General features: G+C 59.8%; 23 protein-coding genes. 17 read left to right on the top strand and 6 right to left on the bottom strand.

Features of this window, described 5'->3' with window-relative positions; genetic code table 11:
- Positions 1–21: 21 nt before the first annotated feature.
- Entirely contained in the window at positions 22–999 is a 978-nt protein-coding gene (locus ACOYXE_RS25025; RefSeq protein WP_160059705.1) for a dipeptidase, read from the bottom strand.
- 234 nt (positions 1,000–1,233) lie between these two features.
- Here ACOYXE_RS25025 and ACOYXE_RS25020 point away from each other — a divergent pair, with 234 nt between their 5' ends.
- From ACOYXE_RS25020 to ACOYXE_RS25010, 3 genes are all read left to right on the top strand, one after another.
- The gene (locus ACOYXE_RS25020; RefSeq protein ID WP_223027360.1) at positions 1,234–1,635 is read left to right on the top strand and encodes a lysozyme inhibitor LprI family protein; all 402 of its coding nucleotides are present in this window, start codon (positions 1,234–1,236) and stop codon (positions 1,633–1,635) included.
- A gap of 102 nt (positions 1,636–1,737) precedes the next feature.
- Entirely contained in the window at positions 1,738–2,061 is a 324-nt protein-coding gene (locus tag ACOYXE_RS25015; RefSeq protein ID WP_460926794.1) for a helix-turn-helix domain-containing protein, read from the top strand.
- A 29-nt stretch (positions 2,062–2,090) separates the two neighbouring features.
- Entirely contained in the window at positions 2,091–2,507 is a 417-nt protein-coding gene (locus ACOYXE_RS25010; protein ID WP_460926793.1) for a DUF3010 family protein, read from the top strand.
- Positions 2,508–2,629: 122 nt separating this feature from the next.
- Here ACOYXE_RS25010 and ACOYXE_RS25005 read toward each other — a convergent pair whose 3' ends face one another.
- The gene (locus ACOYXE_RS25005; protein ID WP_460926792.1) at positions 2,630–3,574 is read right to left on the bottom strand and encodes a GlxA family transcriptional regulator; all 945 of its coding nucleotides are present in this window, start codon (positions 3,572–3,574) and stop codon (positions 2,630–2,632) included.
- Between the two features lie 192 nt (positions 3,575–3,766).
- Here ACOYXE_RS25005 and ACOYXE_RS25000 point away from each other — a divergent pair, with 192 nt between their 5' ends.
- From ACOYXE_RS25000 to ACOYXE_RS24975, 6 genes are all read left to right on the top strand, one after another.
- Positions 3,767–4,711 carry a choline ABC transporter substrate-binding protein gene (locus ACOYXE_RS25000; protein ID WP_460926791.1) on the top strand — a complete coding sequence of 315 codons (945 nt, stop codon included), beginning with the start codon at positions 3,767–3,769 and terminating at the stop codon, positions 4,709–4,711.
- A gap of 108 nt (positions 4,712–4,819) precedes the next feature.
- Positions 4,820–5,707, top strand: coding sequence for a beta-keto acid cleavage family enzyme (locus ACOYXE_RS24995; RefSeq protein WP_460926790.1), 888 nt, complete (start codon positions 4,820–4,822; stop codon positions 5,705–5,707).
- A 152-nt stretch (positions 5,708–5,859) separates the two neighbouring features.
- Positions 5,860–6,825: an L-carnitine dehydrogenase gene (locus tag ACOYXE_RS24990; RefSeq protein ID WP_160059710.1), complete on the top strand. Its 966-nt coding sequence runs from the start codon at positions 5,860–5,862 to the stop codon at positions 6,823–6,825.
- A 227-nt stretch (positions 6,826–7,052) separates the two neighbouring features.
- Positions 7,053–7,529 (top strand): thioesterase family protein, encoded by a 477-nt coding sequence (locus ACOYXE_RS24985; protein ID WP_460926789.1) that lies wholly within the window; start codon positions 7,053–7,055, stop codon positions 7,527–7,529.
- A gap of 24 nt (positions 7,530–7,553) precedes the next feature.
- Complete coding sequence (locus ACOYXE_RS24980; protein WP_460926788.1) at positions 7,554–8,717, top strand: gamma-butyrobetaine dioxygenase; 1,164 nt, start codon at positions 7,554–7,556, stop codon at positions 8,715–8,717.
- Between the two features lie 345 nt (positions 8,718–9,062).
- Positions 9,063–9,326 carry a hypothetical protein gene (locus ACOYXE_RS24975; protein ID WP_160059713.1) on the top strand — a complete coding sequence of 88 codons (264 nt, stop codon included), beginning with the start codon at positions 9,063–9,065 and terminating at the stop codon, positions 9,324–9,326.
- Positions 9,327–9,414: 88 nt separating this feature from the next.
- On the opposite strand, the gene gbdR is transcribed toward ACOYXE_RS24975, so the two are convergent.
- Both gbdR and ACOYXE_RS24965 read right to left on the bottom strand, forming a co-directional pair.
- Positions 9,415–10,518 carry a choline metabolism transcriptional regulator GbdR gene (gene gbdR / locus ACOYXE_RS24970; protein ID WP_007949927.1) on the bottom strand — a complete coding sequence of 368 codons (1,104 nt, stop codon included), beginning with the start codon at positions 10,516–10,518 and terminating at the stop codon, positions 9,415–9,417.
- 514 nt (positions 10,519–11,032) lie between these two features.
- The gene (locus tag ACOYXE_RS24965; protein WP_460926787.1) at positions 11,033–12,409 is read right to left on the bottom strand and encodes an L-serine ammonia-lyase; all 1,377 of its coding nucleotides are present in this window, start codon (positions 12,407–12,409) and stop codon (positions 11,033–11,035) included.
- Between the two features lie 437 nt (positions 12,410–12,846).
- On the opposite strand from ACOYXE_RS24965, the gene ACOYXE_RS24960 reads away from it, so the two are divergent.
- The 3 genes from ACOYXE_RS24960 (at position 12,847) to choV (ending at position 15,878) form a co-directional block, all read left to right on the top strand.
- Positions 12,847–13,791 carry a choline ABC transporter substrate-binding protein gene (locus ACOYXE_RS24960; protein ID WP_064119194.1) on the top strand — a complete coding sequence of 315 codons (945 nt, stop codon included), beginning with the start codon at positions 12,847–12,849 and terminating at the stop codon, positions 13,789–13,791.
- A gap of 66 nt (positions 13,792–13,857) precedes the next feature.
- Positions 13,858–14,703, top strand: a complete 846-nt coding sequence (gene choW, locus ACOYXE_RS24955; RefSeq protein WP_460926786.1) for a choline ABC transporter permease subunit — start codon at positions 13,858–13,860, stop codon at positions 14,701–14,703.
- The gene (choV, locus tag ACOYXE_RS24950; protein WP_064119193.1) at positions 14,700–15,878 is read left to right on the top strand and encodes a choline ABC transporter ATP-binding protein; all 1,179 of its coding nucleotides are present in this window, start codon (positions 14,700–14,702) and stop codon (positions 15,876–15,878) included. Before choW ends, choV begins: the two co-directional genes overlap by 4 nt.
- A gap of 240 nt (positions 15,879–16,118) precedes the next feature.
- Here the strand turns inward: choV and ACOYXE_RS24945 are convergent, their stop codons facing one another.
- Together ACOYXE_RS24945 and ACOYXE_RS24940 are read right to left on the bottom strand one after the other, a co-directional pair.
- Complete coding sequence (locus ACOYXE_RS24945; protein WP_238785357.1) at positions 16,119–18,059, bottom strand: BCCT family transporter; 1,941 nt, start codon at positions 18,057–18,059, stop codon at positions 16,119–16,121.
- 120 nt (positions 18,060–18,179) lie between these two features.
- Complete coding sequence (locus ACOYXE_RS24940; protein ID WP_160059716.1) at positions 18,180–18,374, bottom strand: hypothetical protein; 195 nt, start codon at positions 18,372–18,374, stop codon at positions 18,180–18,182.
- Between the two features lie 171 nt (positions 18,375–18,545).
- Between ACOYXE_RS24940 and betI the strand changes: the two genes are divergently transcribed.
- The 5 genes from betI (at position 18,546) to ACOYXE_RS24915 (ending at position 25,642) form a co-directional block, all read left to right on the top strand.
- Complete coding sequence (gene betI, locus ACOYXE_RS24935; RefSeq protein WP_007918292.1) at positions 18,546–19,139, top strand: transcriptional regulator BetI; 594 nt, start codon at positions 18,546–18,548, stop codon at positions 19,137–19,139.
- 88 nt (positions 19,140–19,227) lie between these two features.
- The gene (gene betB / locus ACOYXE_RS24930; RefSeq protein ID WP_008085772.1) at positions 19,228–20,700 is read left to right on the top strand and encodes a betaine-aldehyde dehydrogenase; all 1,473 of its coding nucleotides are present in this window, start codon (positions 19,228–19,230) and stop codon (positions 20,698–20,700) included.
- A 178-nt stretch (positions 20,701–20,878) separates the two neighbouring features.
- Entirely contained in the window at positions 20,879–22,582 is a 1,704-nt protein-coding gene (betA, locus tag ACOYXE_RS24925; RefSeq protein WP_460926785.1) for a choline dehydrogenase, read from the top strand.
- Positions 22,583–22,862: 280 nt separating this feature from the next.
- Positions 22,863–24,305, top strand: a complete 1,443-nt coding sequence (locus ACOYXE_RS24920) for a TldD/PmbA family protein (RefSeq protein ID WP_160059719.1) — start codon at positions 22,863–22,865, stop codon at positions 24,303–24,305.
- Complete coding sequence (locus ACOYXE_RS24915) at positions 24,305–25,642, top strand: TldD/PmbA family protein (protein WP_405122736.1); 1,338 nt, start codon at positions 24,305–24,307, stop codon at positions 25,640–25,642. The genes ACOYXE_RS24920 and ACOYXE_RS24915 overlap by 1 nt, the downstream gene beginning before the upstream one ends.
- Positions 25,643–25,708: the final 66 nt, after the last annotated feature.

Genomic DNA, 25,708 nt, shown 5'->3' with positions numbered 1-25,708 from the left:
GGCGGCGGTCTTGAGTCAGCGTTATTCGCCCCAGACGTCTTTGAGGACGTTGACCCAGTTCTCGCCCATGATCTTGCGCACCACGCGCTCGGGATGGCCGCGTTTGAGCAGGGTTTCGGTCAGGTTCGGGAACTCGCCGACGGTGCGGATGCCCAGCGGGTTGATGATCTTGCCGAAGCTGGTCAGACGGCGGGCGTAGCCCTTGTCGTGGGTCAGGTATTCGAAGAAGTCCTGGCCATGGCCTTGGGTGAAGTCGGTGCCGATGCCGATGGCGTCTTCGCCGACGATGTTCATGGTGTATTCGATCGCCTCGGCGTAATCGTCGATGGTCGAATCGATGCCCTTGGCGAGGAACGGCGCGAACATGGTCACGCCGACGAAACCGCCGTGGTCGGCGATGAACTTCAGTTCTTCATCGGACTTGTTGCGCGGGTGCTCTTTGAGACCCGACGGCAGGCAGTGGGAATAGCAGACCGGTTTTTTCGATTCGAGGATGACTTCTTCGGAAGTCTTGGAACCGACGTGGGACAGGTCGCACATGACGCCAACGCGGTTCATCTCGGCGACGATTTCGCGACCGAAACCCGACAGGCCGCCGTCCCGCTCGTAGCAACCGGTGCCGACCAGGTTCTGGGTGTTGTAGCACATCTGCACGATGCCGACGCCGAGCTGCTTGAACACCTCGACGTAGCCGATCTGGTCTTCAAACGCGTGGGCATTCTGGAAGCCGAAGAGGATGCCGGTCTTGCCTTGTTCCTTGGCACGACGAATGTCGGCGGTGGTGCGCACCGGCATCACCAGGTCGCTGTTTTCGCGGATCAGCTTCTGGCTGGCAGCAATATTGTTCACGGTCGCCTGAAAGCCTTCCCACACCGACACAGTGCAGTTGGCCGCCGTCAGACCGCCCTTGCGCATGTCTTCGAACAGCTCGCGGTTCCATTTGGCAATGATCAGACCGTCGATAACGATGCTGTCGGCGTGTAATTCGGCTGGGCTCATCAGGCGTCCCCTTATTGGCGATTCATGCGCCGAATCGTCTGCCGGCGCTTTGGGGCCAGCATATGCCTCGGTGCCCGGGCGACCGGGTGCAAAAACGACAGGGGAATTGCCGAAAGCGTCAATCCGCGACAAAGGGTCGCCAGACGCTCCGATCAGCTACCTGTTCAAGCCCGCAAGCTTGAGCCAGAATCTCCGGCATCTTGGAAACACCACTGGATTAGAGCGGCGACAACAATGAAATCGATCTTCCTGGCTTTGGCTTTGCTTGCGACCGGCGTACACGCCGCCGAAGAATCCGACAACAACCCGTGCGACGCCGTCGAAAACGACGTCCAGACCCTGGAATGCTCGACCTACAGCCGCACCACCGCCGAAGACCTGCTCAAGGACAACTACGCCAGCCTGACCGAACGCATGCAGACCGCGTACGGCAAAAACGCGACGCAACTGGCGGACATCACTGCCAAGATGAAGACGGCTCAGCAGCAGTGGTTAAAGACCCGGGATGCGGATTGCGCGGTGGAAGCGTTTCCGGCGACGGCGGGGAGCAAGGCGTTCACGATTGCGCAGAATGATTGCGTGGCGCGGATGAGTGATGAGCGGTCGGAGTTTTTGGAGTCGATTGGGCAGGAGTGATCCTGACTTCTCGCAACATGCCGTCAAACTTGCGGATTGGTATTTGGGAGAAATATAAGCAAAGATTCTTAAATCTTATAAAAGACTTATATTTCTTCGTATATGAAGTTATCCACAGATATCCAAATCATCAACGATGCCGAGGGCAACCCAGCCTTCGTCGTCATCCCTTACGCGCAGTACGTCGCGCAGAAAATGCAGCCCGATCTGATTCCCCATGAAGTGGTCAGTCGGATGGTCGACGGAGCGACACCGATCCGTGCCTGGCGCGAACACCTCAACCTGACTCAGGAAGAAGTCGCTAAACGCATGGGTATTTCGCAACCGGCGTTTGCCCAGCAGGAAACAGTCGCCAAGCCACGCAAGGCCACTCGCGAGAAAATTGCGTCGGCGTTCGGCATCACCACCAATCAGCTTGAGCTGTAAGCTGCCCTCTTCACTTCAAGGAATTCCCCATGAACATCTGCGGCATCGAAATCAAAGGCAGCGAAGCGATCATCGCCGTGGCCGCTCTCGACGGTTCGACCCTGAGCCACATTCCCCTTGCCACCAAGAAGATCGCCCTCGAAGACGATGACGAAGCGGCAAACGTTAAGCTCTTTGCGGCGCAGGTGGCGTCGTTTGTGCGGGAGAATTCGGTTGACCGGATTGCGATCAAGAAACGCAGCAAGAAGGGTGAGTTTGCCGGTGGACCGACGACGTTCAAGATTGAAGGGATTTTGCAGCTGCTGGATGGGTGTGAGGTGACATTGTTGTCGCCGCAGACGATCAATGCGCAGGCGAAGAAGCATAATTTTGAACTGCCGGGGACGTTGAACAAGTATCAGCAAGAGGCTTATAAGGCGGCGTGTTCGGCGCTGCTGAAGAAGTAACCCGATCAAACTGTAGGAGTGAGCCTGCTCGCGATGACGAAGTGTCAGTCGACATCAGTGTTGTCTGACTTACCGCTATCGCGAGCAGGCTCACTCCTACAGGGGTTTTGGGTGCATCCAATTCAGGCCTGTGCGGTACGGCGGTCTTCGCGCGGGCAGCGGGCGAAGCGTGCGCGGTAGCTGCGGGTGAAATACGACGGTGATTCGAAGCCGCAGGCGATGCTGACTTCGAGCACGCTCATGTCAGTCTGGCGCAGCAGCTGTCGGGCCTTTTCCAGCCTTAGCCGCAGATAGAAATTGCTCGGTGTGTCGTTCAGATGCAGCCGAAACAAGCGCTCCAGTTGCCGTCGCGTGACCTTGATCGATTCCGCCAATTGCAGCGTGGTCAGCGGCGGTTCGCTGTGCTGCTCCATCTCGCCGATCACCTGCACCAGTTTCTTGTTGTTGATCCCGTAACGCGTAGCAACTTCCATACGCTGGTGGTCTTTGCGCGGGCGAATCCTCCCCAGCACAAACTGCTCACTGACCTGAATCGCCAGCTGCGGCCCATGGGCCTGAGCGATCAAATCGAGCATTAAATCAATGGAAGCGGTGCCACCCGCCGAGGTGATCCGTCGACGGTCGATCTCGAACAATTCCTGGGTCACGCTGAGCTGTGGATAAGATTCCTTGAAGGCATCGATCGCTTCCCAGTGCAGGGTCAGGCGATGGCCCTCAAGCAATCCGGCTTCGGCAAGGACAAAGCTGCCCGTGTCGATGGCGCCCAGCGTCACGCCATCGTTATCCAGCCGCCGCAGCCAATGCTCCAGGGTCGGCGTGGCAAATTTCAACGGTTCAAACCCAGCCACCACCAATAACGTCGCGCCTTTTTTCAGCGGCTCCAGCGCTGCATCGGCGTTGACCGACATGCCATTGCTCGCCAGCACCGCCCCGCCATCAGCGCTCAACACGTGCCAGCGATACAACTCGCCACGAAAGCGGTTGGCCACGCGCAGCGGTTCGATCGCGGAGATAAAGCCAATGGCGGAGAACCCCGGCATCAGCAAGAAATAGAAATCCTGGGACATAGGCGCACTCGGTCGGCGGGTAGCGTGGCTCGTTGATACGCCGATTGTCGTCGGCGTTCAAGGGCACAGGTCGCTACAGTGCAAATGCCAGTCGCCGCAGTGCGCTTTTACGGGGGCATAGTTGCGTAACTTGGCATCACCGGCGCATCAGACGCCGGGAACCACAATAAACCACCTGCCGAGGAACCCGACATGAAACGACTGATCAGCAGCGGTGTTCTTGCACTCAGCGGTACCGCTTTCTTGAGCGCCAGCGTCATGGCGGCCGAACCCGCCTCGTGCCAGAACGTGCGCATGGGCGTGGTCAACTGGACCGACGTGATCGCCACCAGTGCCATGACCCAGGTCCTGCTCGACGGCCTCGGCTACAACACCAAACAAACCAGTGCGTCCCAGCAAATCATCTTCGCCGGGATCCGCGATCAGCGCCTGGACCTGTTCCTCGGTTACTGGAACCCGCTGATGACCCAGACCATCACCCCGTTCGTCGACGCCAATCAGGTCAAAGTCCTCGAAGCGCCAAGCCTGAAAGATGCCCGTGCGACCCTCGCCGTGCCGACTTACCTGGCCGACAAGGGCCTGAAAACCTTCGCCGACATTGCCAGGTTTGAAAAAGAACTGGGCGGCAAGATCTACGGCATCGAGCCGGGCTCGGGCGCTAACACGCAGATCAAGGCGATGATCGCCAAGAACCAGTTCGGCCTCGGCAAATTCCAGTTGGTCGAGTCCAGCGAAGCCGGCATGCTCGCCGCCGTCGACCGCGCCGTGCGCCGCAAGGAAGCCGTGGTGTTCTTCGGTTGGGCGCCGCACCCGATGAACGTCAACGTGCAGATGACTTACCTGACCGGCAGCGACGATGCCCTTGGTCCGAACGAAGGCATGGCCACCGTGTGGACCGTCACCGCGCCGAAATACGCTGAGCAGTGCCCGAACATTGGTCGCTTGCTGACCAATCTGACGTTCACCGCCGAAGACGAGAGCCGGATGATGCAACCGCTGCTCGACCACAAGGACGCCTTCGAATCGGCCAAGCAATGGCTCAAGGATCACCCCGAAGACAAGCAGCGCTGGCTGGAAGGTGTGACCACGTTCGATGGCAAACCGGCGGCTGAAAACCTCCAGCTGACCAGCAAATAACACTCTCATTTAAAAGCCCCTCTCCCAAGGGGAGAGGGAACCGGACGAAGCTTCGCAGCCCCGAAAAGGGCTGCGGACAGACCCATCACGCCTGAAGGAAACCGCACCATGAACCACGACGTCATCATCACCTGCGCACTCACCGGTGCTGGCGACACGACCGCCAAGAGCCCGCACGTGCCGGTCACCCCGAAACAAATCGCTGCCGCCGCCGTTGAAGCAGCCAAGGCCGGCGCCACCGTTGTGCATTGCCATGTGCGCGATCCGCAGACCGGCAAGTTCAGCCGTGACGTGGCGCTGTACCGCGAAGTGATGGAGCGCATCCGCGAGGCCGACGTCGACATCATCGTCAACCTCACCGCCGGCATGGGCGGCGACCTCGAAATCGGCCCTGGCGAGAACCCGATGGAGTTTGGCACGAACACCGATCTGGTCGGCCCGCTGACCCGTCTCGCCCACGTTGAAGAGTTGCTGCCGGAAATCTGCACCCTCGATTGCGGCACGCTGAACTTCGGCGATGGCGACACCATTTACGTCTCCACACCGGCGCAACTGCGGGCCGGCGCCAAGCGCATCACCGAGTTGGGCGTGAAGGCCGAGCTGGAGATTTTCGACACCGGTCACCTGTGGTTTGCCAAGCAGATGATCAAGGAAGGGTTGCTCGATAACCCGCTGTTCCAGTTGTGCCTGGGCATTCCGTGGGGTGCGCCGGCGGATACCACCACCATGAAAGCCATGGTCGATAACCTGCCAGCCGACGCGGTGTGGGCCGGCTTTGGCATTGGCCGGATGCAGATGCCGATGGCTGCGCAAGCGGTGTTGCTGGGCGGCAACGTACGGGTCGGGCTGGAGGACAACCTGTGGTTGGACAAAGGCGTGCTGGCGACCAACGGCCAATTGGTCGAGCGCGCCAGCGAGATCCTCAGCCGCCTCGGCGCCCGCGTGCTGACCCCGGCTGAGGGCCGCAAGAAAATGGGCCTGACCCAGCGCGGCTGACCTATCCCAAAAACGAGCCTGACTGACCCCACTTTTAACCTGTAGGAGCTGCCGAAGGCTGCGATCTTTTGACTTTGATTTTTAGAAGCAAGATCAAAAGATCGCAGCCTTCGGCAGCTCCTACAGGGATCACCTTACTCGGGAAAAATCCAATGAGCTTTATCACCGAAATCAAAACCTTCGCCGCGCTGGGCAGCGGTGTCATCGGCAGTGGCTGGGTGGCCCGTGCCCTCGCCTATGGCCTCGACGTGGTGGCCTGGGATCCGGCGCCCGGCGCCGAAGCAGCACTGCGCAAACGCGTGGCCAATGCCTGGGGGGCGCTGGAGAAAAACGGTCTGGCGCCGGGCGCTTCGCAGGATCGCCTGCGCTTTGTCGCGACTATCGAAGAGTGCGTGCGCGATGCCGATTTCATTCAAGAAAGCGCCCCGGAACGTCTGGAGCTGAAACTTGATCTGCACAGCAAAATCAGCGCCGCAGCCAAGCCCAATGCGTTGATCGGTTCGAGTACGTCGGGCCTGTTGCCGAGCGAGTTCTACGAGAGTTCCACGCACCCGGAACGCTGCGTGGTCGGCCACCCGTTCAACCCGGTTTATCTGCTGCCTTTGGTAGAGGTAGTCGGCGGCAAGAACACCGCGCCGCAAGCCATTCAGGCAGCAATGAAAGTCTACGAATCCCTCGGCATGCGCCCGTTGCATGTGCGCAAGGAGGTGCCGGGGTTTATTGCCGACCGCTTGCTCGAAGCGCTATGGCGTGAAGCGCTGCACCTGGTCAACGACGGTGTCGCCACCACTGGCGAAATCGACGATGCGATCCGCTTTGGCGCCGGTCTACGCTGGTCGTTCATGGGCACATTCCTGACCTACACCCTGGCCGGTGGTGATGCGGGAATGCGCCACTTCATGTCGCAATTCGGCCCGGCGTTGCAGTTGCCGTGGACCTATCTGCCGGCGCCGGAGCTGACTGACAAGTTGATCGATGACGTGGTCGATGGCACCAGCGATCAGCTCGGCCGTCACAGTATTTCGGCGCTGGAGCGCTATCGTGATGATTGTTTGCTGGCTGTGCTGGAGGCGGTGAAGACCACCAAGGAGAAGCATGGGATGGCGTTCAGCGAGTGATATGTCTGCCGTGACATTGCAGCCCTCACCCTAGCCCTCTCCCAGAGGTAGAGGGGACTGACCGCGCTGATTGTTCGAGTTACGCCGACTTGCACCATCGAGCCGAACTCAGGACTCGAAAAGCTCGAAAATTTGCTCCCTTTCCCCCTCGCCCCCTTGGGGGAGAGGGCTGGGGTGAGGGGGTAGCTCTTGATCTTAACGACCCGCCCACTGCCGGAACCCAAACCATGCCCAACCTCACCACCTACCAAACCAGAATCATCCCCGACTGGGTCGACTACAACGGTCACCTGCGCGACGCCTTTTACCTGCTGATTTTCAGCTACGCCACCGACGCCCTGATGGATCGCCTCGGCATGGACAGCAACAACCGCGAAGCCAGCGGCCATTCACTGTTCACCCTCGAATTGCACCTCAATTACCTGCACGAAGTGAAGCTCGACACCGAAGTCGAAGTGCGCACGCAAATCATCGCCCACGACGGCAAACGCCTGCACCTCTATCACAGCCTGCACAAGGTCGGTGAGGATCAGGAACTGGCCGGCAATGAACAAATGCTCTTGCACGTCGACCTCGCCGGCCCGCGCTCGGCGCCGTTCAGCGCGGACACCCTGAGCCGCCTGCAAAGCATCGTCGCCGAGCAGAAAGACTTGCCTGCTCCCGCTTACATCGGCCGCGTCATCGCGCTGCCGCCTGCAAGGTAAATCCATCGATCGCAAGGAGCCGCCATGAACACCGCTGCCGCTGTTGCCGATTTCCGTACTTATCCGTTGATCAGCGCGCTCGGTGGCGTGCAGAGCCTGGCGGATCGTGTTGCCATTGAATGGGCTGACGGGCGCATCAGCCCGTTCCACCATGTCTGGTTGCGGGACAACTGCCCGTGTCCACAGTGCGTCTACAACATCACCCGCGAACAGGTCTTCGAGATTGTCGATGCCACTGAAGACCTCAAACCTGCTGCCGCGCATATCGATACCCACGGCTGCCTACGCATCGACTGGCAGGACGGTCACCTCAGCCGTTTCGATCCGGGCTGGTTACGCGCGCACGCCTACGACGATGAATCCCGCGCCGAACGCTTGGCCGCCAAGCCCAAGCCTTATCTTTGGCGTAGCGATTTGCAGTTGCCGGTGTTCGAATACGTGGCACTGATGAACGACAACGCCGTGCTGCTGCAATGGCTGCTCGCCGTGCGCGACATCGGCCTGACGCAAGTGCGCGGCGTACCCAGCGAACCCGGTTCACTGAAACTTATCGCGCAGCGCATTTCCTTTATCCGCGAAAGCAACTTCGGCGTGCTGTTCAACGTGCAATCCAAGGCCGATGCCGACAGCAATGCCTACACCGCTTTCAATTTGCCGTTGCACACTGATCTGCCGACCCGTGAGCTGCAACCGGGGCTGCAATTTCTGCATTGCCTGGTAAATGACGCCGAGGGTGGCGAGAGTATTTTTGTCGACGGATTTTCGATTGCCGATGCGTTGCGCAGTGAGGACCCGGCAGCGTTTCAGGCGCTGTGTGAAATCCCCGTGGAGTTTCGCAACAAGGATCGCCATAGCGACTATCGCTGCCTGGCGCCGATCATTGCTTTGGATGCCTTGGGACGAGTGGCGGAAATTCGCATGGCGAACTTTTTGCGTGGCGCATTTGATACCTCGGTGGAGCAGATGCCGGTGTTGTATCGGGCGTATCGGCGGTTTATCGCGATGACGCGCGAGCCACGATTCCGGCTGATACAGCGGCTCAATCCTGGAGAGTTGTGGTGCTTTGATAATCGCCGCACGCTGCACGCGCGCAATGCCTTTGACCCGGCCACCGGAGCGCGGCACTTCCAAGGCTGCTATATCGATCGGGATGAGTTGTTATCGCGGATTCTGGTGCTGCAACGCTAAACCATAAAAAGATCGCAGCCTTCGGCAGCTCCTACATTGGAATGCGTTCCCTGTAGGAGCTGCCGAAGGCTGCGATCTTTGCTTTTATAAGCAGGCAAAAAAAGCCCCGATACCAGCCGTGACTGGATCGGGGCTCAAGCTACTGTTGAGGAGCTGCCGTGCGAGGGTGACCAAACCTTCGTGTTGCAAGCTGAGTTCAGTGTGCCCACTCCCTTGAGCGGCGAGTTAGCCGAAAACGACCTGTTCATAGCCGTCGCAGCCACTGCGACAAAACGCCCTTGCCGTGCCCCGACGTGGCTACCAGAATCGAGCCACGACCTCCGTTACCGAAGAAGGATGCGCGTCATGATGTATGCCGATTTGATCGATCAGGAAGATTTGCTGGGCCAGCTCAAAGCGTTGGGTATTCAAGTGCCCAGTGGCACGACCGCCGATCAGGCCTGCCAGTGCGCGGTGCGCGGTCTGGATAATGTTCGCGCGTTTGAACTGCGCAAAATGGTCAAGGATATGTACACCAGCGGCGCCAGCATTCAGCCGGCGGTACGTCAGGCGATCGACAAACAATTACTGCCGGCATTGGCGGACTACCAGCAAAGCCATAGCGCCTGACAGCAGATCAAAAGATCGCAGCCTTCGGCAGCTCCTACATTGGAACGCATATCCCTGTAGGAACTGCCGCAGGCTGCGATCTTTTGCCTTACAGCCTTACGCTGGCAAACGTCGATTCATTACGCGCCTGACTCAACGCCGACATCGGCCCCGACAGCGGCGACATCACGATGGCCTGCGGCAGCGGCAGCATCGCCACTTGCTGGGTGGTGTTGGAGCCTACTCGCTCGTCCCGCGGCGGAATGCCGAAGTATTCGCGGTAGCACTTGGAGAAGTGCGGCGTCGAGACAAAACCACACACCGACGCCACTTCGATGATCGACATCGGCGTCTGCTTGAGCAACTGCCGGGCGCGGATCAGACGCAGCTTCAAGTAGTAACGCGACGGCGAGCAGTGAAGGTATTTCTGGAACAACCGCTCCAGCTGTCGACGCGACACGGCGACGTACACCGCCAGTTCGTCGAGGTCGATCGGCTCTTCGAGGTTGGCTTCCATCAGCGCGACGATTTCCTGCAGCTTCGGCTGGTTGGTGCCGAGCATGTGCTTGAGCGGCACGCGCTGGTGATCCTGTTCGTTGCGGATGCGTTCGTAGACGAACATCTCCGAGATCGCGGCGGACAGTTCACGGCCGTGATCGCGGCTGATCAGGTGCAGCATCATGTCCAGCGGCGCGGTGCCGCCGGAGCTGGTGAAACGGTTACGGTCGAGGGTAAACAGACGCGTACTCATCGCCACGCGCGGGAAAGCTTCCTGCATCGCCGCCAGACATTCCCAGTGCACGCTGCAATCGAAACCGTCGAGCAGGCCGGCGCAAGCCAGTGCCCAACTGCCGGTGCACACGGCGCCGAGGCGCTTGGACTGACGCGCCTGGCTTTGCAGCCAGGAAACGTGCTCACGGGTAACGGTGCGTTGAATGCCGATACCGCCGCAGACAATCACGGTGTCCAGTGGCGGGGCTTTGTGCATGGAAGCGTCGGGAGTGATTTGCAGACCGTCACTGGCCCACACCTGGCCGCCATCGACGGTGAGGGTGCTCCAGCGATACAGCTCGCGACCGGACAATTGGTTGGCCATGCGCAGGGGTTCTACTGCGGAGGCCAGAGAAATCAGCGTGAAATTGTCCAGCAGCAGAAAGCCGATGGATTGAGGCGCACGGTTCTGGGGTTGGGCCCCGGAGTTGAACGACGTCATCGCGGTATCTCCTCACACAAAGCGGGTGATGGCCTCAGGCGGAGGCTCTTGTTATTGCCAGCGTTCTCGCGTGGGAGACGGGCTTTGTTATGACAGAGCAATTGCCATGCCTAAAATTGGATGGCCGTTCAATAACTCCTGAAAACGACGTCGCGACGTGTCTATTCGAGACGTCCGACGAAAGGTATTTCGAAGTGCCATCAGCGTCGGTGAAAGCCCTGCCCCGCAGCGTGTGAGCAAATCGGTAGCACTTGTGGGAACTGGCCTGCGTGCAGTTTGTGGGGAGTGTCACCGCAGGCACGGGTGACGGACGGTAGGGATGCAGATCATATGTAACAGGTGGGAAAGACTCTTATCTGTTTGCGACGCGCTAAAAGGTGGCGTGATTTATTGTCTGTGTTCACTTGATGAGCAATTTTGACTGGTCTGACGCTATCGCGAGCAGGCTCACTCCTACAGGGGAACGCGTTCCAAATGTAGGAGTGAGCCTGCTCGCGATTGAGGCGACTCGGTCTCAGCACTCAACCGCACTGACCGCCAGGCCACCCCGCGAGGTCTCCTTATATTTGTCATGCATGTCAGCGCCGGTATCACGCATGGTGCGGATCACCCGGTCCAGCGAGATAAAGTGCTGACCATCGCCGCGCAACGCCATCTGCGCCGCGTTGATCGCCTTTACCGCGGCAATCGCATTGCGCTCGATGCACGGCACTTGCACGAGGCCACCGACCGGATCGCAGGTCAGCCCGAGGTTATGTTCCAGGCCAATCTCCGCCGCGTTGCACAACTGCTCCGGTGTAGCGCCAAGAATCTCCGCCAGCCCCGCCGCCGCCATTGCGCACGCTGAACCGACCTCACCCTGACAGCCAACCTCAGCGCCAGAGATCGAAGCATTCTTCTTGCACAGAATCCCCACCGCCGCCGCACCCAGGAAGTAGTCGACCACATTGGCGTCCGTCACCGCTTCGCTGAACTTCATAAAATAGTGCAGCACCGCCGGAATAATTCCCGCCGCGCCATTGGTCGGCGCCGTGACCATGCGCCCGCCAGCCGCGTTTTCTTCATTAACCGCGAGGGCGAACAGGTTGACCCACTCCATCGCGCTCAGCGTCGAGCCGATCACATTGGGCTTACCCAGTTCCTGCAGGCTGCGATGCAACTTCGCCGCACGCCGGCGCACATTCAAACCGCCGGGCAGGATGCCTTCGTGTTTCAAGCCCTGCTCGACGCAATCCTGCATCGCCCGCCACAGCTTCATCAGCCCGGCGCGGATTTCTTCTTCACTGCGCCAGACCTTTTCGTTGGCCATCATCAGTTCGGCAACGCGCAGGTTGTTGTTCTTGCACAGCTCCAGCAGCTCGACCGCACTGGAAAAGTCGTAAGGCAATTCAGTGCGATCCAGATCGACCACGCCGCTGGACGCCTGCGCTTGATCGACGACAAAGCCGCCCCCCACCGAGTAGTAAGTGTCGCGGTGCAGTTCGCCGTGATCGCCCTCGGCAACAAGGGTCATGGCATTGGGATGGAACGGCAGGTTCTCATCGATCAGACGCATGTCCCGAGCCCAGACAAACGGCACCGATAAACGACCATCCAGGAAAAGCGTGTGGGTTTCGCGCAGCGCCTGAATGCGCGGGCCGATTTGCGCCGGGTCGATTGCGTCCGGCCACTCGCCCATCAGCCCCATGATCACCGCGTTGTCGCTGCCGTGACCAATGCCCGTGGCTGACAGCGATCCGAACAGTTGCACTTCTATACGGCGCACCTGTTCCAACTGGTGCTTGTCGCGCAGCGACTCGACGAACAACGCCGCGGCGCGCATCGGCCCGACGGTGTGGGAACTGGACGGGCCGATGCCGATTTTGAACAGGTCGAAAACGCTGATAGCCATTGCTGCAGAGCTCCTGAGGATACCGGTCCGGGACGCAAAAGCGCCCGCTGGCGGAGCTGCTACGCTCAAGCTGCGTTCCGCCGGAATGCCCGCATCATCAGGCTTTTGTCGGGACGCACGGCGTCTGACACCGACGCACTCATGTCCACCAGCGCCGCGCCGTTTTCGCCCCGGTTTTTCGACGTTTTTGTGCGGTTCAGATGGCCATTCGGGGCAGAAAAAAGCTGTAAACGACGTCACTGACACTGGATGCGACCATCCCTGTACTGGATACGACCCCCCCTGTAGGCGTCAGATTTTCACTGGTACATGATCGTTATGACTCGATTGCAAGGCGCCGTGACAGAGCTGTCTCCAGAACGCCATCCAACCGCAACCTATAAGTGCGGTGGTCCACAGTCGGAACACTGCCAAAAAAAACACCAAGGAGTCCATCCATGAAAGGTTCCCCATCGTTGTTGTTGGCCGCCATGCTGAGTCTGCCGTTACTGGCGCAAGCTGCAGAACCGGCGCAGTGCAGTACCGTTAACTTCTCTGATGTCGGCTGGACCGACATCACCGCCACCACCGCCACCACCTCCGTAGTCCTCAACGCCCTCGGCTACAAGACCAAGACCACCATGATCTCCGTGCCCGTGACCTACAAGTCGCTGGCCGACGGCAAGAACATGGATGTGTTCCTCGGCAACTGGATGCCGACCATGGAAAACGACATCAAGGCTTACCGCGATGCCGGCACTGTGGAAACCGTGCGCACCAATCTCAAGGGCGCCAAGTACACCCTCGCCGTGCCGCAAGCCCTGTATGACAAAGGTCTGCATGACTTCGCCGACATCGCCAAATTCAAGAAAGAACTCGACGGCAAAATCTACGGCATCGAGCCTGGCAACGACGGTAACCGTCTGATCCAGAGCATGATCGACAAAGACGCCTTCGGCCTGAAGACCGCGGGTTTCAAAGTCGTCGAATCCTCCGAAGCGGGCATGCTCTCGCAGGTTGACCGCGCGCAAAAACGCGACACCGCCGTGGTCTTCCTCGGCTGGGCGCCGCACCCGATGAACAAGCGCTTCAAGATTCAATACCTGACCGGTGGCGATGATTTCTTCGGCCCCGATTTCGGTGCGGCGACCGTGGCAACCAACACCCGCAAGGGTTACGCCGCGGAATGCAGCAACGTCGGTCAGTTGCTGAAGAACCTGGAGTTCACCGTCGACATGGAAAGCGAACTGATGGGCAACATCCTCGACGACAAGATGAAGCCTGACGCGGCCGCCAAGGCCTGGCTGAAAAAGAATCCACAAGTGCTCGATACCTGGCTCGCTGGCGTGACCACCATTGACGGTAAACCTGGCCTGGAGGCCGTGAAAGCCAAGCTTCAGTAATCGCTTATGCCGGGTGGGCTCGCCCACCCGGGCTGTTTATTTCCTTGCATGCGGACGTTCACTACCATGCTGATTGATCAGAAAATACCTTTAGGCCAGTACATCGCGGGCTTCGTTGAATGGTTGACGCAACACGGCGCCAACACCTTCGACGCAATCGCCGTGACCCTGGAAACGATGATCCACGGCGTGACGTTTGCGCTGACCTGGTTCAACCCACTGGTCTTGATTGGCCTGATCGCCCTGCTCGCGCACCTGATCCAGCGCAAATGGGGATTGACCGCTTTCGTGATCGCCTCCTTCCTGCTGATCCTCAATCTGGGGTACTGGCAGGAAACCATGGAAACCCTCGCCCAGGTCATGTTCGCGACCCTGGTCTGCGTGGTCATCGGCGTGCCGCTGGGCATCGTCGCTGCGCACAAACCGATGTTCTACACTGTCATGCGTCCGGTACTCGATCTGATGCAGACCGTACCGACCTTCGTTTACCTCATTCCTACCCTGACCCTCTTCGGGCTGGGTGTGGTCCCGGGCCTGATCTCTACGGTGGTGTTCTCCATCGCTGCGCCGATCCGCCTGACCTACCTGGGCATCCGCGATGTCCCGCAAGAACTGATGGACGCCGGCAAAGCCTTCGGCTGCTCGCGTCGCCAATTGCTCTCACGGATCGAACTGCCTCACGCCATGCCGAGCATCGCAGCCGGCATCACCCAGTGCATCATGCTGTCGCTGTCGATGGTGGTGATCGCCGCACTGGTGGGCGCCGACGGACTCGGCAAACCGGTGGTCAACGCACTGAACACTGCTGATATCGCTCTGGGCTTCGAAGCGGGCCTGGCGATCGTACTGCTGGCGATCATGCTCGACCGTATCTGCAAACAACCCGACGCCAAAGTAGGGGGTGACGCATGAGCATAATTCGCTTCGAAGACGTTGACGTAATCTTCTCCAAAGATCCGCGCGAGGCACTCAAGCTGCTCGATCAGGGCATGACCCGCAACGAGATCCTGAAGAAGACCGGACAGATCGTCGGTGTGGAAAAAGCCACGCTGGACATCAACAAAGGCGAGATCTGCGTGCTGATGGGCCTGTCCGGTTCCGGCAAGTCGAGCCTGCTGCGCTGCATCAACGGACTCAACACCGTGAGCCGCGGCAAGTTGTTCGTCGAGCATGAAAACCGCCAGATCGACATCGCCTCCTGCACCCCGGCCGAGCTGAAAATGATGCGCACCAAACGCATCGCCATGGTGTTCCAGAAGTTCGCCCTGATGCCGTGGTTGACGGTGCGCGAGAACATCAGTTTCGGTCTGGAAATGCAGGGTCGCCCGGAGAAGGAGCGCAAGAAACTGGTCGACGAAAAACTCGAACTGGTTGGCCTGACCCAATGGCGCAACAAGAAGCCTGACGAACTCTCCGGCGGCATGCAGCAGCGTGTCGGTCTGGCGCGGGCGCTGGCGATGGACGCCGACATTCTGCTGATGGACGAACCGTTCTCGGCGCTCGACCCGCTGATCCGTCAGGGTCTGCAGGATGAACTGCTGGAGCTGCAACGCAAGCTCAACAAGACCATCGTGTTTGTGAGTCACGACCTTGATGAGGCGCTCAAATTGGGTAGCCGCATCGCGATCATGAAAGACGGCCGGATCATCCAGTACAGCGTGCCGGAAGAGATCGTGCTGAACCCGGCGGACGACTATGTGCGCACCTTCGTCGCACACACCAATCCGCTCAACGTGCTCTGCGGCCGCAGCCTGATGCGCACACTGGACAAGTGCAAACGTATCAACGGTTCGGTGTGTCTCGATCCGGGCGGCGATTCGTGGCTGGACCTGGCCGAAGGCAACACCATCAAGGGCGCGCGGCAGAATGGTTCGGTGCTGAACCTGCAGAACTGGGCACCGGGACAAGCGGTGGAAGGGCTAGAGCGCAAGCCGACACTGGTGGACTCGAACATCGGTATGCGCGATGCGCTGCAGATTCGTTATCAGACCGGCAACAAGCTGGTGCTGCACGATGACAATCATGTGGTGGGGATCCTGGGCGACAGCGAGCTGTATCACGCGCTGTTGGGCAAGAACCTCGGTTAAGGCGGGATAAAAAAAGGGATCGCGGTGAGCGATCCCTTTTTTATTGGGTCAGGGAAAAGCCCCTCATCGGAACGCCGCCCGCCTAGCCCTCTCCCGGAGGGAGAGGGGACTGACCGAGTTGTACTTTCGAGCTACACCGACCTGAGAAATCGAGTCGAACTCAGGTCTTGAAAAGCCCCCGATCTGCTCCCTTTCCCCCTCTCCCTTGGGGAGAGGGTTGGGGTGAGGGGGCTTTTGACTTTAGCTGTACACCCGGCCAAGGAGCTGCCGATGGCTTTCAAACTGATCGAGCACATCGCGTGTGATCTGATCCTGCGTGAAGCCCATCAGGTCGTAATCCTGGCTGCCGTTGTGCAGATAAACTTCAGCGCGGTAGTAACGCTGGCGCGCTTCATCGGACTGCGCCGATTCGGTCGGGGTCGCCAGATAGCCGTCAAGGCTCACTTCGTAAACGAAAGGGTTGCCCTCTTCCATCTCGACGCGCACGCCCATGCAGCGTTTGGATTTACCCAACAGCGTCTGCACTTGCAGACCCTGCGCACGCATCTGCGCGGTGGCATCTTCCAGCGCCGGGCTGACTTGCTTGTCCATGAAGCGCTGCACTACCGATTGGCTCGGTTGCAGGTCCAGTTGCGTCAGACGCTCGCTGAAACCACGACGACCGCGCTCCGCCAGTTGCGCCTGCTCCTGTTCGATCTGCACGTCCTGGCGCATCGCCTTGTGCAGGCCGAACATGAAGAACACCAGCACCACCGAGAACGGCAGACCGGCCAGCACCACCATGGTTTGCATGGCTTCGAAGTTACCGGCAAACAGCAGACCGATAGTCACCAGGGTGATCACCACCGACCAGAAGATCCGCAGCCAGTGCGGCGCATCTTCGTCGACGTTGCCGCCCTTGCAGGACAGATTCGCCATCATCACCGCGCCGGAGTCGGCCGGGGTCAGGAACAGCACGAAGCCAACAAAGATCGACACACCGATGACGACTTTCGACGCCGGGTAGTGTTCAAGCAACTGATAGATCGCCATCGACGGCTGTTCCAGCGCCGTCTTGCCGAGCTCCACCGCGCCATGGTTCATCACCAGATCCAGTGCCGAGTTACCGAAGATCGACAGCCAGGCCAGTGTGAAGCCCAGCGGAATCAGCAGCACGCCAGCCACCAGCTCACGGACGGTACGACCACGGGAAATACGCGCGATGAACATGCCGACGAATGGCGCCCAGGAAATCCACCACGCCCAGTAGAACAGAGTCCACAGGCCCATCCAGCGCTCGGACTTGGCGTTGTCGCCTTCGTACACATAAAGGTCGAAGGTTTTCAGCACGATGCCATTGAGGTAGTCACCGATGTTTTGCACGAAGCCGTTGAGCAGGTGCAAGGTCGGGCCGAACAGCAGGACGAAAATCAGCAGGCCGCTGAACAGCACGATGTTCAGGTTGGACAGACGACGGATGCCGTTTTCCACGCCGGACACGGCAGCGATGGTCGCCACGGTACTCATCACGATGATCACGATCAGCAGATTGGTGTTGCTGTGTTCCATGCCGAACAGGTTTTCCAGACCCGACGATACTTGCAGCGAACCAATCCCCAGGTTCGTCACCAGACCCAGCAGGGTCACGAACATGCCGAAGCCGTCCACCGCGTGACCGGCCGCGCCCTTGACCCAACGCTCGCCCACCAGCGGATACAGCGCCGAGCGCAACGCCAGCGGCTGGTTATGACGGTAAGCAAAATACGCCACGGCCAGACCGACCAGTGCATAGATCGCCCAGCCATGCAGGCCCCAATGCAGGAAGGTCAGCTGTACCGCCTGACGCGCGGCCAGGTTGCTGGCCGAGGCGCCTTCCGGCGGATTGAAGTAGTGATCCAGTGGCTCGGACGCGCCGAAGTACAGCAGCGAAATACCGATACCCGACGAGAACAGCATCCCCGCCCAGGCGCCGTAACTGAAATCCGGGGTGTCGTCCTTGCTGCCCAGTTTGAGTTTGCCGTAAGAGGAAAACGCCAGGCCCACCACAAACACCAGATAGGCGGCGATGACCACCATGTAGTACCAGCCGAAGCTGCGCGACAACCAGGCCTGAGCGATACCCAACAGTCTGCCGGCCTCTTGCGGGGCGATAATCAGAATGGCGGTCAACAACAGAATCAGCGCGGTAGAGGTGTAAAACACCCAACCGTTGACCGTCACCTTCTCGGGCGGGGTCTTTATAAGCGAGGCAGAACTCATGGCACAAATGCTCCAGGCAGTGCGAGAGAAGAACACAAGGCAACACGGAACCCGACCAATCGGTTAGTTGGCAGCCGACCGGCGGGTGATATAAAGACACCCCGAAAAATGCCCGAACCTGCCGAAATGGCGCTGCGAATCGCTTTCGTGGCCGAAGGTGGACGGACGTTCATCCGAAACCTGGCCCTGAGCGTCTTGCCCTTTCAACACGTCCATCGAATCGCGAACCGCGCCATGCCCCATAAAGGTTTCGAGCATTTTCGGATGTCGGTTTTATCGCCACTTACACGTAGGAAAAATCTGTAGGCAGCGACGATTTGTCGCAGATCTTATTCTTTGTTGATTGAACGTTCAATCAAAACAAAATAGACTGGCCGTCAATCCGATAGGCGTCATTCGTCGCTCGGAAGGCCTAAGGAGATGTGCAAGATGCCCAAGGTCGGTATGCAACCCATCCGCCGCCAACAACTGATCGAAGCCACTTTGCAGGCGGTCGATCAGGTCGGAATGGGGGACGCCAGCATTGCGCTGATCGCCCGTTTGGCCGGTGTCTCGAATGGCATCATCAGTCATTACTTTCAGGACAAGAACGGCCTGATTGCCGCCACGATGCGGTATCTGATGACCGCCCTCAGCGAGAGCGTCACCGCGCGCCGGCAGGCGCTGGCAGATGACAGCCCACGGGCGCATCTGCAGGTGATCATCGAAGGCAACTTCGACGCCAGCCAGGTCAATGGCCCGGCAATGAAAACCTGGCTGGCCTTCTGGGCCACCAGCATGCACCAGCCGTCTTTGCACAGGTTGCAGCGGATCAACGATCACCGTCTGTATTCCAACCTGTGCTGTCAGTTCCGCCGTGTGTTGTCGCTCGAAGATGCGCGCAGCGCAGCGCGGGGGCTGGCAGCGTTGATTGACGGCTTGTGGTTGCGCGGCGCTTTGTCGGGAGACGCTTTCGACACGGCGCAGGCGCAACAGATCGCTTACGAATACATGGATTTCCAATTGGCCAAGAAGGTGAGCTAGAGCACACAGAAAACGCTCGGCCCCTGAACGCCACCGCAGCCTCACCGCGGTGGTCAACGCCAACCACCAATGCACTTGCGAGGACACTATGGCCCGTTTCGAACTGCAAAAACTTTACATCGATGGCGCGTACTCTGACGCCGGCAGCGATGCCACCTTCGAAGCCATCAACCCGGCTAACGGTGAAGTCCTCGCACTGGTGCAACGTGCGACCAAGGAAGACGTCGAGCGCGCCGTGGTCAGCGCTGAAAAGGGCCAGAAAATCTGGGCCGCGATGACCGCCATGGAGCGCTCGCGCATCCTGCGTCGCGCCGTCGACATCCTGCGCGAGCGCAACGATGAACTGGCCGCGCTGGAAACCCTGGACACCGGTAAATCCTTCTCCGAAACCAAATACGTCGACATCGTTACCGGTGCTGACGTGCTGGAATATTACGCAGGCCTGGTGCCGGCCATCGAAGGCGAGCAGATCCCGCTGCGTGACACTTCTTTCGTCTACACCCGTCGCGAGCCGCTGGGCGTGGTTGCCGGCATCGGCGCGTGGAACTACCCGATCCAGATCGCCCTGTGGAAATCCGCTCCAGCCCTGGCTGCCGGTAACGCGATGATCTTCAAACCAAGCGAAGTCACCTCGCTGACCACCCTGAAACTGGCCGAGATCTACACCGAAGCCGGCGTTCCAAATGGCGTGTTCAACGTACTGACCGGCAGCGGCCGTGAAGTCGGCACCTGGCTGACCGAGCACCCGCGCATCGAAAAAATCTCCTTCACCGGCGGCACCGACACTGGCAAGAAGGTTATGGCCAGCGCTTCGGCTTCGTCGCTGAAAGACGTGACCATGGAACTGGGCGGCAAGTCCCCGCTGATCATCTGCGACGACGCCGATCTCGATCGCGCTGCCGACACCGCGATGATGGCCAACTTCTACAGCTCCGGTCAGGTCTGCACCAACGGCACTCGCGTGTTTGTTCCGGCGCACCTGAAAGCCGCTTTCGAAGCCAAGATCGTTGAACGCGTTGCACGCATCCGCATCGGCAACCCGGAAGACGAGAACACCAACTTCGGCCCGCTGGTCAGCTTCGCGCACATGGAAAGCGTGCTGGGCTACATCGCCAAGGGTAAAGAGCAAGGCGCCCGCGTGCTGTGCGGCGGCGACCGTCTGACCGACGGCGAATTCGCCAAAGGCGCATTCGTTGCTCCGACCGTGTTCACCGATTGCACCGACGACATGACCATCGTTCGTGAAGAAATCTTTGGCCCAGTGATGGCGATCCTCTCCTACGAGACCGAAGAAGAAGTGATCCGCCGCGCCAACGACACCGACTTCGGCCTGGCCGCCGGTATCGTCACCAAAGACCTGAACCGCGCACACCGCGTGATTCATCAACTGGAAGCCGGTATCTGCTGGATCAACGCCTGGGGCGAGTCCGACGCAAAAATGCCGGTCGGCGGTTACAAGCAGTCGGGTGTTGGCCGTGAGAACGGCATCAGCTCGCTGAACAACTTCACCCGCATCAAATCGGTACAGGTCGAGCTGGGCGATTACGTTTCGGTGTTCTAACCCGAGATTTGCATTGCCCGCGAAGGCCTCTTCGCTGGCAAGCCAGCTCCCACAGGTTTGGGGTCGTCCATCAAATCTGTGGCAGCCCCCAATCTTTGTGGGAGCTGGCTTGCCAGCGATTCGAGTGCGCAGCACTCGCCGAGGTCAGACCTGACCACATCTAAAGAGGGTGCATTCAATGTCCCAAGAATTCGATTACATCATCATCGGTGCCGGCTCGGCCGGTAACACCCTGGCGACCCGTCTGACTGAAGACGAAGGCGTCACCGTTCTGCTGCTTGAAGCAGGCGGCCCTGACTACCGTTTCGACTTCCGCACGCAAATGCCGGCGGCACTGGCATTCCCGCTGCAAGGTCGTCGTTACAACTGGGCGTACGAAACCGATCCAGAGCCACACATGGACGGTCGTCGGATGGAATGCGGTCGCGGCAAAGGCCTCGGCGGTTCCTCGCTGATCAACGGCATGTGCTACATCCGCGGTAACGCCATGGACTACGACGGCTGGGCGAAACTGCCAGGCCTGGAAAACTGGTCGTACCTCGACTGCCTGCCGTACTTCCGCAAAGCCGAAACCCGCGACATCGGCCCGAACGACTACCACGGTGGTGAAGGCCCGGTCAGCGTGACCACGCCGAAGGCGGGCAACAACCCGCTGTTCCACGCCATGGTTGAAGCCGGCGTGCAAGCCGGTTACCCGCGCACCGAAGACCTGAACGGTTACCAGCAGGAAGGCTTCGGCCCGATGGACCGCACCGTCACGCCGAACGGCCGTCGTGCTTCCACCGCCCGTGGTTACCTCGACGTCGCCAAGAAGCGCTCGACCCTGACCATCGTCACCCACGCCCTGACCGACAAGATCCTGTTTGAGGGCAAGCGTGCCGTTGGCGTGCGTTACCTGGTCGGCGACGCTGAAGAGCGCGTTGAAGTCAAAGCGCGCAAAGAAGTGCTGCTGTGCTCCGGCGCCATCGCTTCGCCGCAGATTCTGCAGCGCTCCGGTGTCGGCCCTGCCGAGCTGCTGAAGTCGCTCGACATCCCGGTCGTTCACGATCTACCGGGCGTCGGTGAAAACCTGCAGGATCACCTTGAGCTGTACCTGCAATACGCTTGCACTCAGCCGGTTTCGCTGTACCCGTCGCTGCTCTGGTACAACCAGCCAGCCATCGGTGCGGAATGGCTGTTCAACGGCACCGGCATCGGCGCCAGCAACCAGTTCGAAGCAGGCGGTTTCATCCGTTCGCGTCCGGAATTCGAATGGCCGAACATCCAGTACCACTTCCTGCCGGTAGCGATTAACTACAACGGCAGCAACGGTGTGAAAGAGCACGGTTTCCAGGCGCACATGGGTTCCATGCGTTCGCCAAGCCGTGGTCGCATCCAGGCCAAGTCGAAAGACCCGCGCCAGCACCCGAGCATCCTGTTCAACTACATGGCCACCGAGCAGGACTGGCAGGAATTCCGCGACGGCATCCGCCTGACCCGCGAAATCATGCAACAGCCTGCGCTCGACGCCTTCCGTGGCCGCGAAATCAGCCCGGGCATCGAAGTGCAAACCGATGAGCAACTCGACAAGTTCATCCGCGAGCACGCCGAAACCGCGTTCCACCCGTCCTGCTCGTGCAAGATGGGCACCGACGAGATGGCTGTGGTGGATGGCGAAGGTCGCGTGCACGGCATGCAGAGCCTGCGTGTGGTCGATGCCTCGATCATGCCGATCATCACCACCGGCAACCTCAACGCGCCGACGATCATGATCGCCGAGAAAATCGCCGACAAGATCCGTGGCCGCCAGCCGCTGCCGCGTAGCACCGCTGCTTACTATGTAGCGGGCGATGCGCCGGTAAAGGGCAAGCCGATGCGTGATATCACCCCGGTTGCTCAGTAAGACTTGGTACCGCATCAAGGCTGATCGCGAGCAGGCTCACTCCTACAAGGATCTCCAGTGAACACAAACTCTGTGGACACTGGAGATTAACTGTAGGAGTGAGCCTGCTCGCGATGAGGCCCTACAATTCAGCACAAATCCCTCTGCTTCAAGTAAATCCTCCTACACCCCCTCTTCACTTGATCCTACCCCCACGCAGGCCTACTCTAGACCTCGCGCAACCGTTTCACCCCCTCCCCGCCGCCGCTTTACCGCTTCCCCCTGACAAGGAGGTTCCCGAATGTTCGATTTCCACCCCCAGCTCAAGCAGCGCTTCGCTGCCTTGCGCACGGGCGCTGAGTTCTTTTCCCTGCGGTATGTACGCGAGTCCGGGCAGTACCTGTCAGTGCGTAAGAACGTCGCCGAACCGCCGAGCCTGAGCCGCGACGAAGGCGCAATGCTCACCGTGCGCGTCAATGGCGTTGAGGCCTACGCGGCGACCAACGATCTCTCGCAACAAGGCCTGCAAGCCGCGCTTGAACGCGCTGAGATTCAGGCTCGCCGCCTGAAGCCGCACGCCTTGCTCGACCTGCGCGATCAGCCAGTGTCCAGCGATCGCGCTGATTACTTTTCGCCCAATCTTGAACAACCCTTCCCGTCCCTGAGCGAATGCTTCGAGCTGCTCGGCGCGGAATCCGCCTCGGTGCCAAAGGATGAGCGCCTGGTGAATTGGCAAGTGAGCATCGGCATTACTCACGTCGAACAGATCTATCTGAGCAGCGCCGGGGCTGAATTGCGTCAGGCCCAGCGCTTCGTCTACCCGGGCCTTGACGTCACCGCTTACGACGGCAACGACAGCCAGACCCGCAGCCTCGGCCGCGAGAACTTCGGCCAACAGGGCGGCGCAGACGTTATCAGCCGCTGCGGTTTGATCGGTGCCGGCCCACAGGTTGCCGATCAGGCGCTGCAACTGCTGCTTGCACCGAATACCCCGCAAGGCCCGCGCGACCTGCTGTTGATGCCCGATCAAATGATGCTGCAAATCCACGAATCCATCGGCCACCCGCTGGAACTCGACCGCATCCTCGGTGATGAACGCAATTACGCCGGCACCAGTTTCGTCAAAGCCAGCGACTTCGGCAGCCTGCAATACGGCTCGAAACTGCTCAACGTGACGTTCGATCCGGGCATTCCCGAAGAACTCGCCAGCTATGGCCACGATGACGATGGCAGCAAGGCCAGCAAACAATTCCTGATCCGCGATGGCCTGTTGTTGCGCCCGCTGGGCGGTGCGCTGTCGCAATTCCGCGCCGGTCTTGATGGCGTTGCCAACAGCCGCGCTTGCGGCTGGAACCGGCCGCCGATCGACCGCATGGCCAACCTCAACATCGAGCCGGGCGATCAGCCGCTGAACAAACTGATCGAAGGCATCGAGCACGGCATCCTGATGAGCACCAACCGCTCATGGTCGATCGACGATGCGCGCAACAAATTCCAGTTCGGCTGTGAATGGGGCCAGTTGATCGAGAACGGTGAACTCAAAGGTGTGGTGAAAAACCCGAACTACCGGGCAATTTCCGCGCACTTCTGGAAAAGCCTGCGCGCCGTCGGCGACGCCAACACCGTCAAGGTGCTGGGCACGCCGAACTGCGGCAAGGGCGAACCAAACCAGGTGATCCGCGTCGGCCACGCTTCGCCGGCCTGCGTATTCAGCAACGTTGATGTATTTGGGGGAGACGCCTGATGAGCATTTCGAAGAGTCAGTCCGACGCCTTCAAGGTCATGGTCAATTGGCTGCGCGACAGCGTGCGCGAGCCGGAGCAGTTCACCCTCAGCTACGCCGCCGAATCCTCGGCGTTCGTGCGTTTCAACCACGCCAAAGTGCGTCAGGCCGGGCAAGTACAGCAAGCCAACATCGTTCTGAAGCTGATCAACGACGGGCGTCACGCCGACCTGCAAGTCACCCTGTCCGGCGATCAGGAAGGCGATCTGCGACGCCTCGCCGAAGGCCTGCAGCAACTGCGCGAAACCCTGCCGCTGCTGCCGCAGGATCCGTATCTGTTGCTCAACCACACCGGCTGGCAGAGCCAGAACGTGCAGGAGCATCCGCTGCCGGACACCGAACAGGTTGTCGATGAAATCTGCGCCGCTGCTGAAGGTCTGGACTTGGTGGGCTTCTATGCCGCTGGCCCGATCAGCCGTGGTTTCGCCAGTTCTTCAGGGGCGTTCGGTTGGCATCAGGCCAACAGCTTCAACTTCGATTTCAGCCTGTTCCACGACAACGGTGAAGCGGTTAAGGCCAGCTACGCCGGGCATGACTGGAGCAGCGAAGGTTTCGCCAAGCGCTTTGCTCAGGCACGTGAGCAACTGGAGTTTCTCGGCCGTCCGCTGCGCACCTTGGCGCCGGGGCAGTACCGCGCGTATCTGGCACCGGCAGCGCTGGAAGAAATCATGGGCATGTTGAGCTGGGGCGGTTTCTCGGCGCAGTCGATTGCCAGCAAAAGCAGCCCATTGCAGAAGTTGTATGTCGGCGATCAGGCATTCAGTCCGCTGGTGTCGCTGGATGAGAAAGTCAGCGAATCGTTGAGTCCGGCGTTTTCCGGCGAAGGTTATCCACGCAGTGATTTGCGTTTGATCGTCGAAGGCAAGGCTGGCGATCAACTGGTCGGCTCACGCAGTGCCGCTGAATACGGTCTGGCCGCCAACGGTGCCGGCGGCGGTGAAATGCCCAGTGCGTTGAACATGGCGGCGGGGGAGCTGTCGCAAGCAGAGATCCTCAAGCAGTTGGGTACCGGGCTGTACATCAGCAACCTGTGGTACCTGAACTACTCGGATCAACCGGCGGCGCGCATGACTGGCATGACCCGCTTCGCGACTTTCTGGGTCGAAAACGGCGAGATCCAGGCACCGGTCAGCACCATGCGTTTCGATGACAGCGCCTACAGCCTGCTCGGTTCGCAGCTCGAAGCGCTGACCGCCGAGCGCGAGTTGCTGCTGTCCGCGAGCACCTACAGCCAGCGCAATACTTCCTCGGCGTTGCTGCCGGGGGCGCTGGTCAGCCGTTTGACCCTGACCCTATAAACGCAAGACCTGTGGGAGCGAGCCTGCTCGCGAAAGCGGTAGCTCAGTCGACATCAATGTGTTGAA

The organism is Pseudomonas sp. MC6 (assembly GCF_054790575.1).
The sequence above is the reverse complement of the archived record's forward strand: the minus strand, read 5'-3'. Positions and strand labels throughout refer to the sequence as shown.

Coding starts and splice junctions, on each gene's coding strand:
- betA (WP_460926785.1), top strand. CDS start 20,879: ATGTCCCAAGAATTCGATTACATCATCATCGGTGCCGGCTCGGCCGGT.
- ACOYXE_RS25000 (WP_460926791.1), top strand. CDS start 3,767: ATGAAACGACTGATCAGCAGCGGTGTTCTTGCACTCAGCGGTACCGCT.
- ACOYXE_RS24940 (WP_160059716.1), bottom strand. CDS start 18,374: ATGCTCGAAACCTTTATGGGGCATGGCGCGGTTCGCGATTCGATGGAC.
- ACOYXE_RS24995 (WP_460926790.1), top strand. CDS start 4,820: ATGAACCACGACGTCATCATCACCTGCGCACTCACCGGTGCTGGCGAC.
- betB (WP_008085772.1), top strand. CDS start 19,228: ATGGCCCGTTTCGAACTGCAAAAACTTTACATCGATGGCGCGTACTCT.
- betI (WP_007918292.1), top strand. CDS start 18,546: ATGCCCAAGGTCGGTATGCAACCCATCCGCCGCCAACAACTGATCGAA.
- gbdR (WP_007949927.1), bottom strand. CDS start 10,518: ATGACGTCGTTCAACTCCGGGGCCCAACCCCAGAACCGTGCGCCTCAA.
- ACOYXE_RS24960 (WP_064119194.1), top strand. CDS start 12,847: ATGAAAGGTTCCCCATCGTTGTTGTTGGCCGCCATGCTGAGTCTGCCG.
- ACOYXE_RS24965 (WP_460926787.1), bottom strand. CDS start 12,409: ATGGCTATCAGCGTTTTCGACCTGTTCAAAATCGGCATCGGCCCGTCC.
- choW (WP_460926786.1), top strand. CDS start 13,858: ATGCTGATTGATCAGAAAATACCTTTAGGCCAGTACATCGCGGGCTTC.
- ACOYXE_RS25010 (WP_460926793.1), top strand. CDS start 2,091: ATGAACATCTGCGGCATCGAAATCAAAGGCAGCGAAGCGATCATCGCC.
- ACOYXE_RS25025 (WP_160059705.1), bottom strand. CDS start 999: ATGAGCCCAGCCGAATTACACGCCGACAGCATCGTTATCGACGGTCTG.
- ACOYXE_RS25020 (WP_223027360.1), top strand. CDS start 1,234: ATGAAATCGATCTTCCTGGCTTTGGCTTTGCTTGCGACCGGCGTACAC.
- ACOYXE_RS24920 (WP_160059719.1), top strand. CDS start 22,863: ATGTTCGATTTCCACCCCCAGCTCAAGCAGCGCTTCGCTGCCTTGCGC.
- choV (WP_064119193.1), top strand. CDS start 14,700: ATGAGCATAATTCGCTTCGAAGACGTTGACGTAATCTTCTCCAAAGAT.
- ACOYXE_RS24915 (WP_405122736.1), top strand. CDS start 24,305: ATGAGCATTTCGAAGAGTCAGTCCGACGCCTTCAAGGTCATGGTCAAT.
- ACOYXE_RS25015 (WP_460926794.1), top strand. CDS start 1,738: ATGAAGTTATCCACAGATATCCAAATCATCAACGATGCCGAGGGCAAC.
- ACOYXE_RS24980 (WP_460926788.1), top strand. CDS start 7,554: ATGAACACCGCTGCCGCTGTTGCCGATTTCCGTACTTATCCGTTGATC.
- ACOYXE_RS24975 (WP_160059713.1), top strand. CDS start 9,063: ATGATGTATGCCGATTTGATCGATCAGGAAGATTTGCTGGGCCAGCTC.
- ACOYXE_RS24985 (WP_460926789.1), top strand. CDS start 7,053: ATGCCCAACCTCACCACCTACCAAACCAGAATCATCCCCGACTGGGTC.
- ACOYXE_RS25005 (WP_460926792.1), bottom strand. CDS start 3,574: ATGTCCCAGGATTTCTATTTCTTGCTGATGCCGGGGTTCTCCGCCATT.
- ACOYXE_RS24990 (WP_160059710.1), top strand. CDS start 5,860: ATGAGCTTTATCACCGAAATCAAAACCTTCGCCGCGCTGGGCAGCGGT.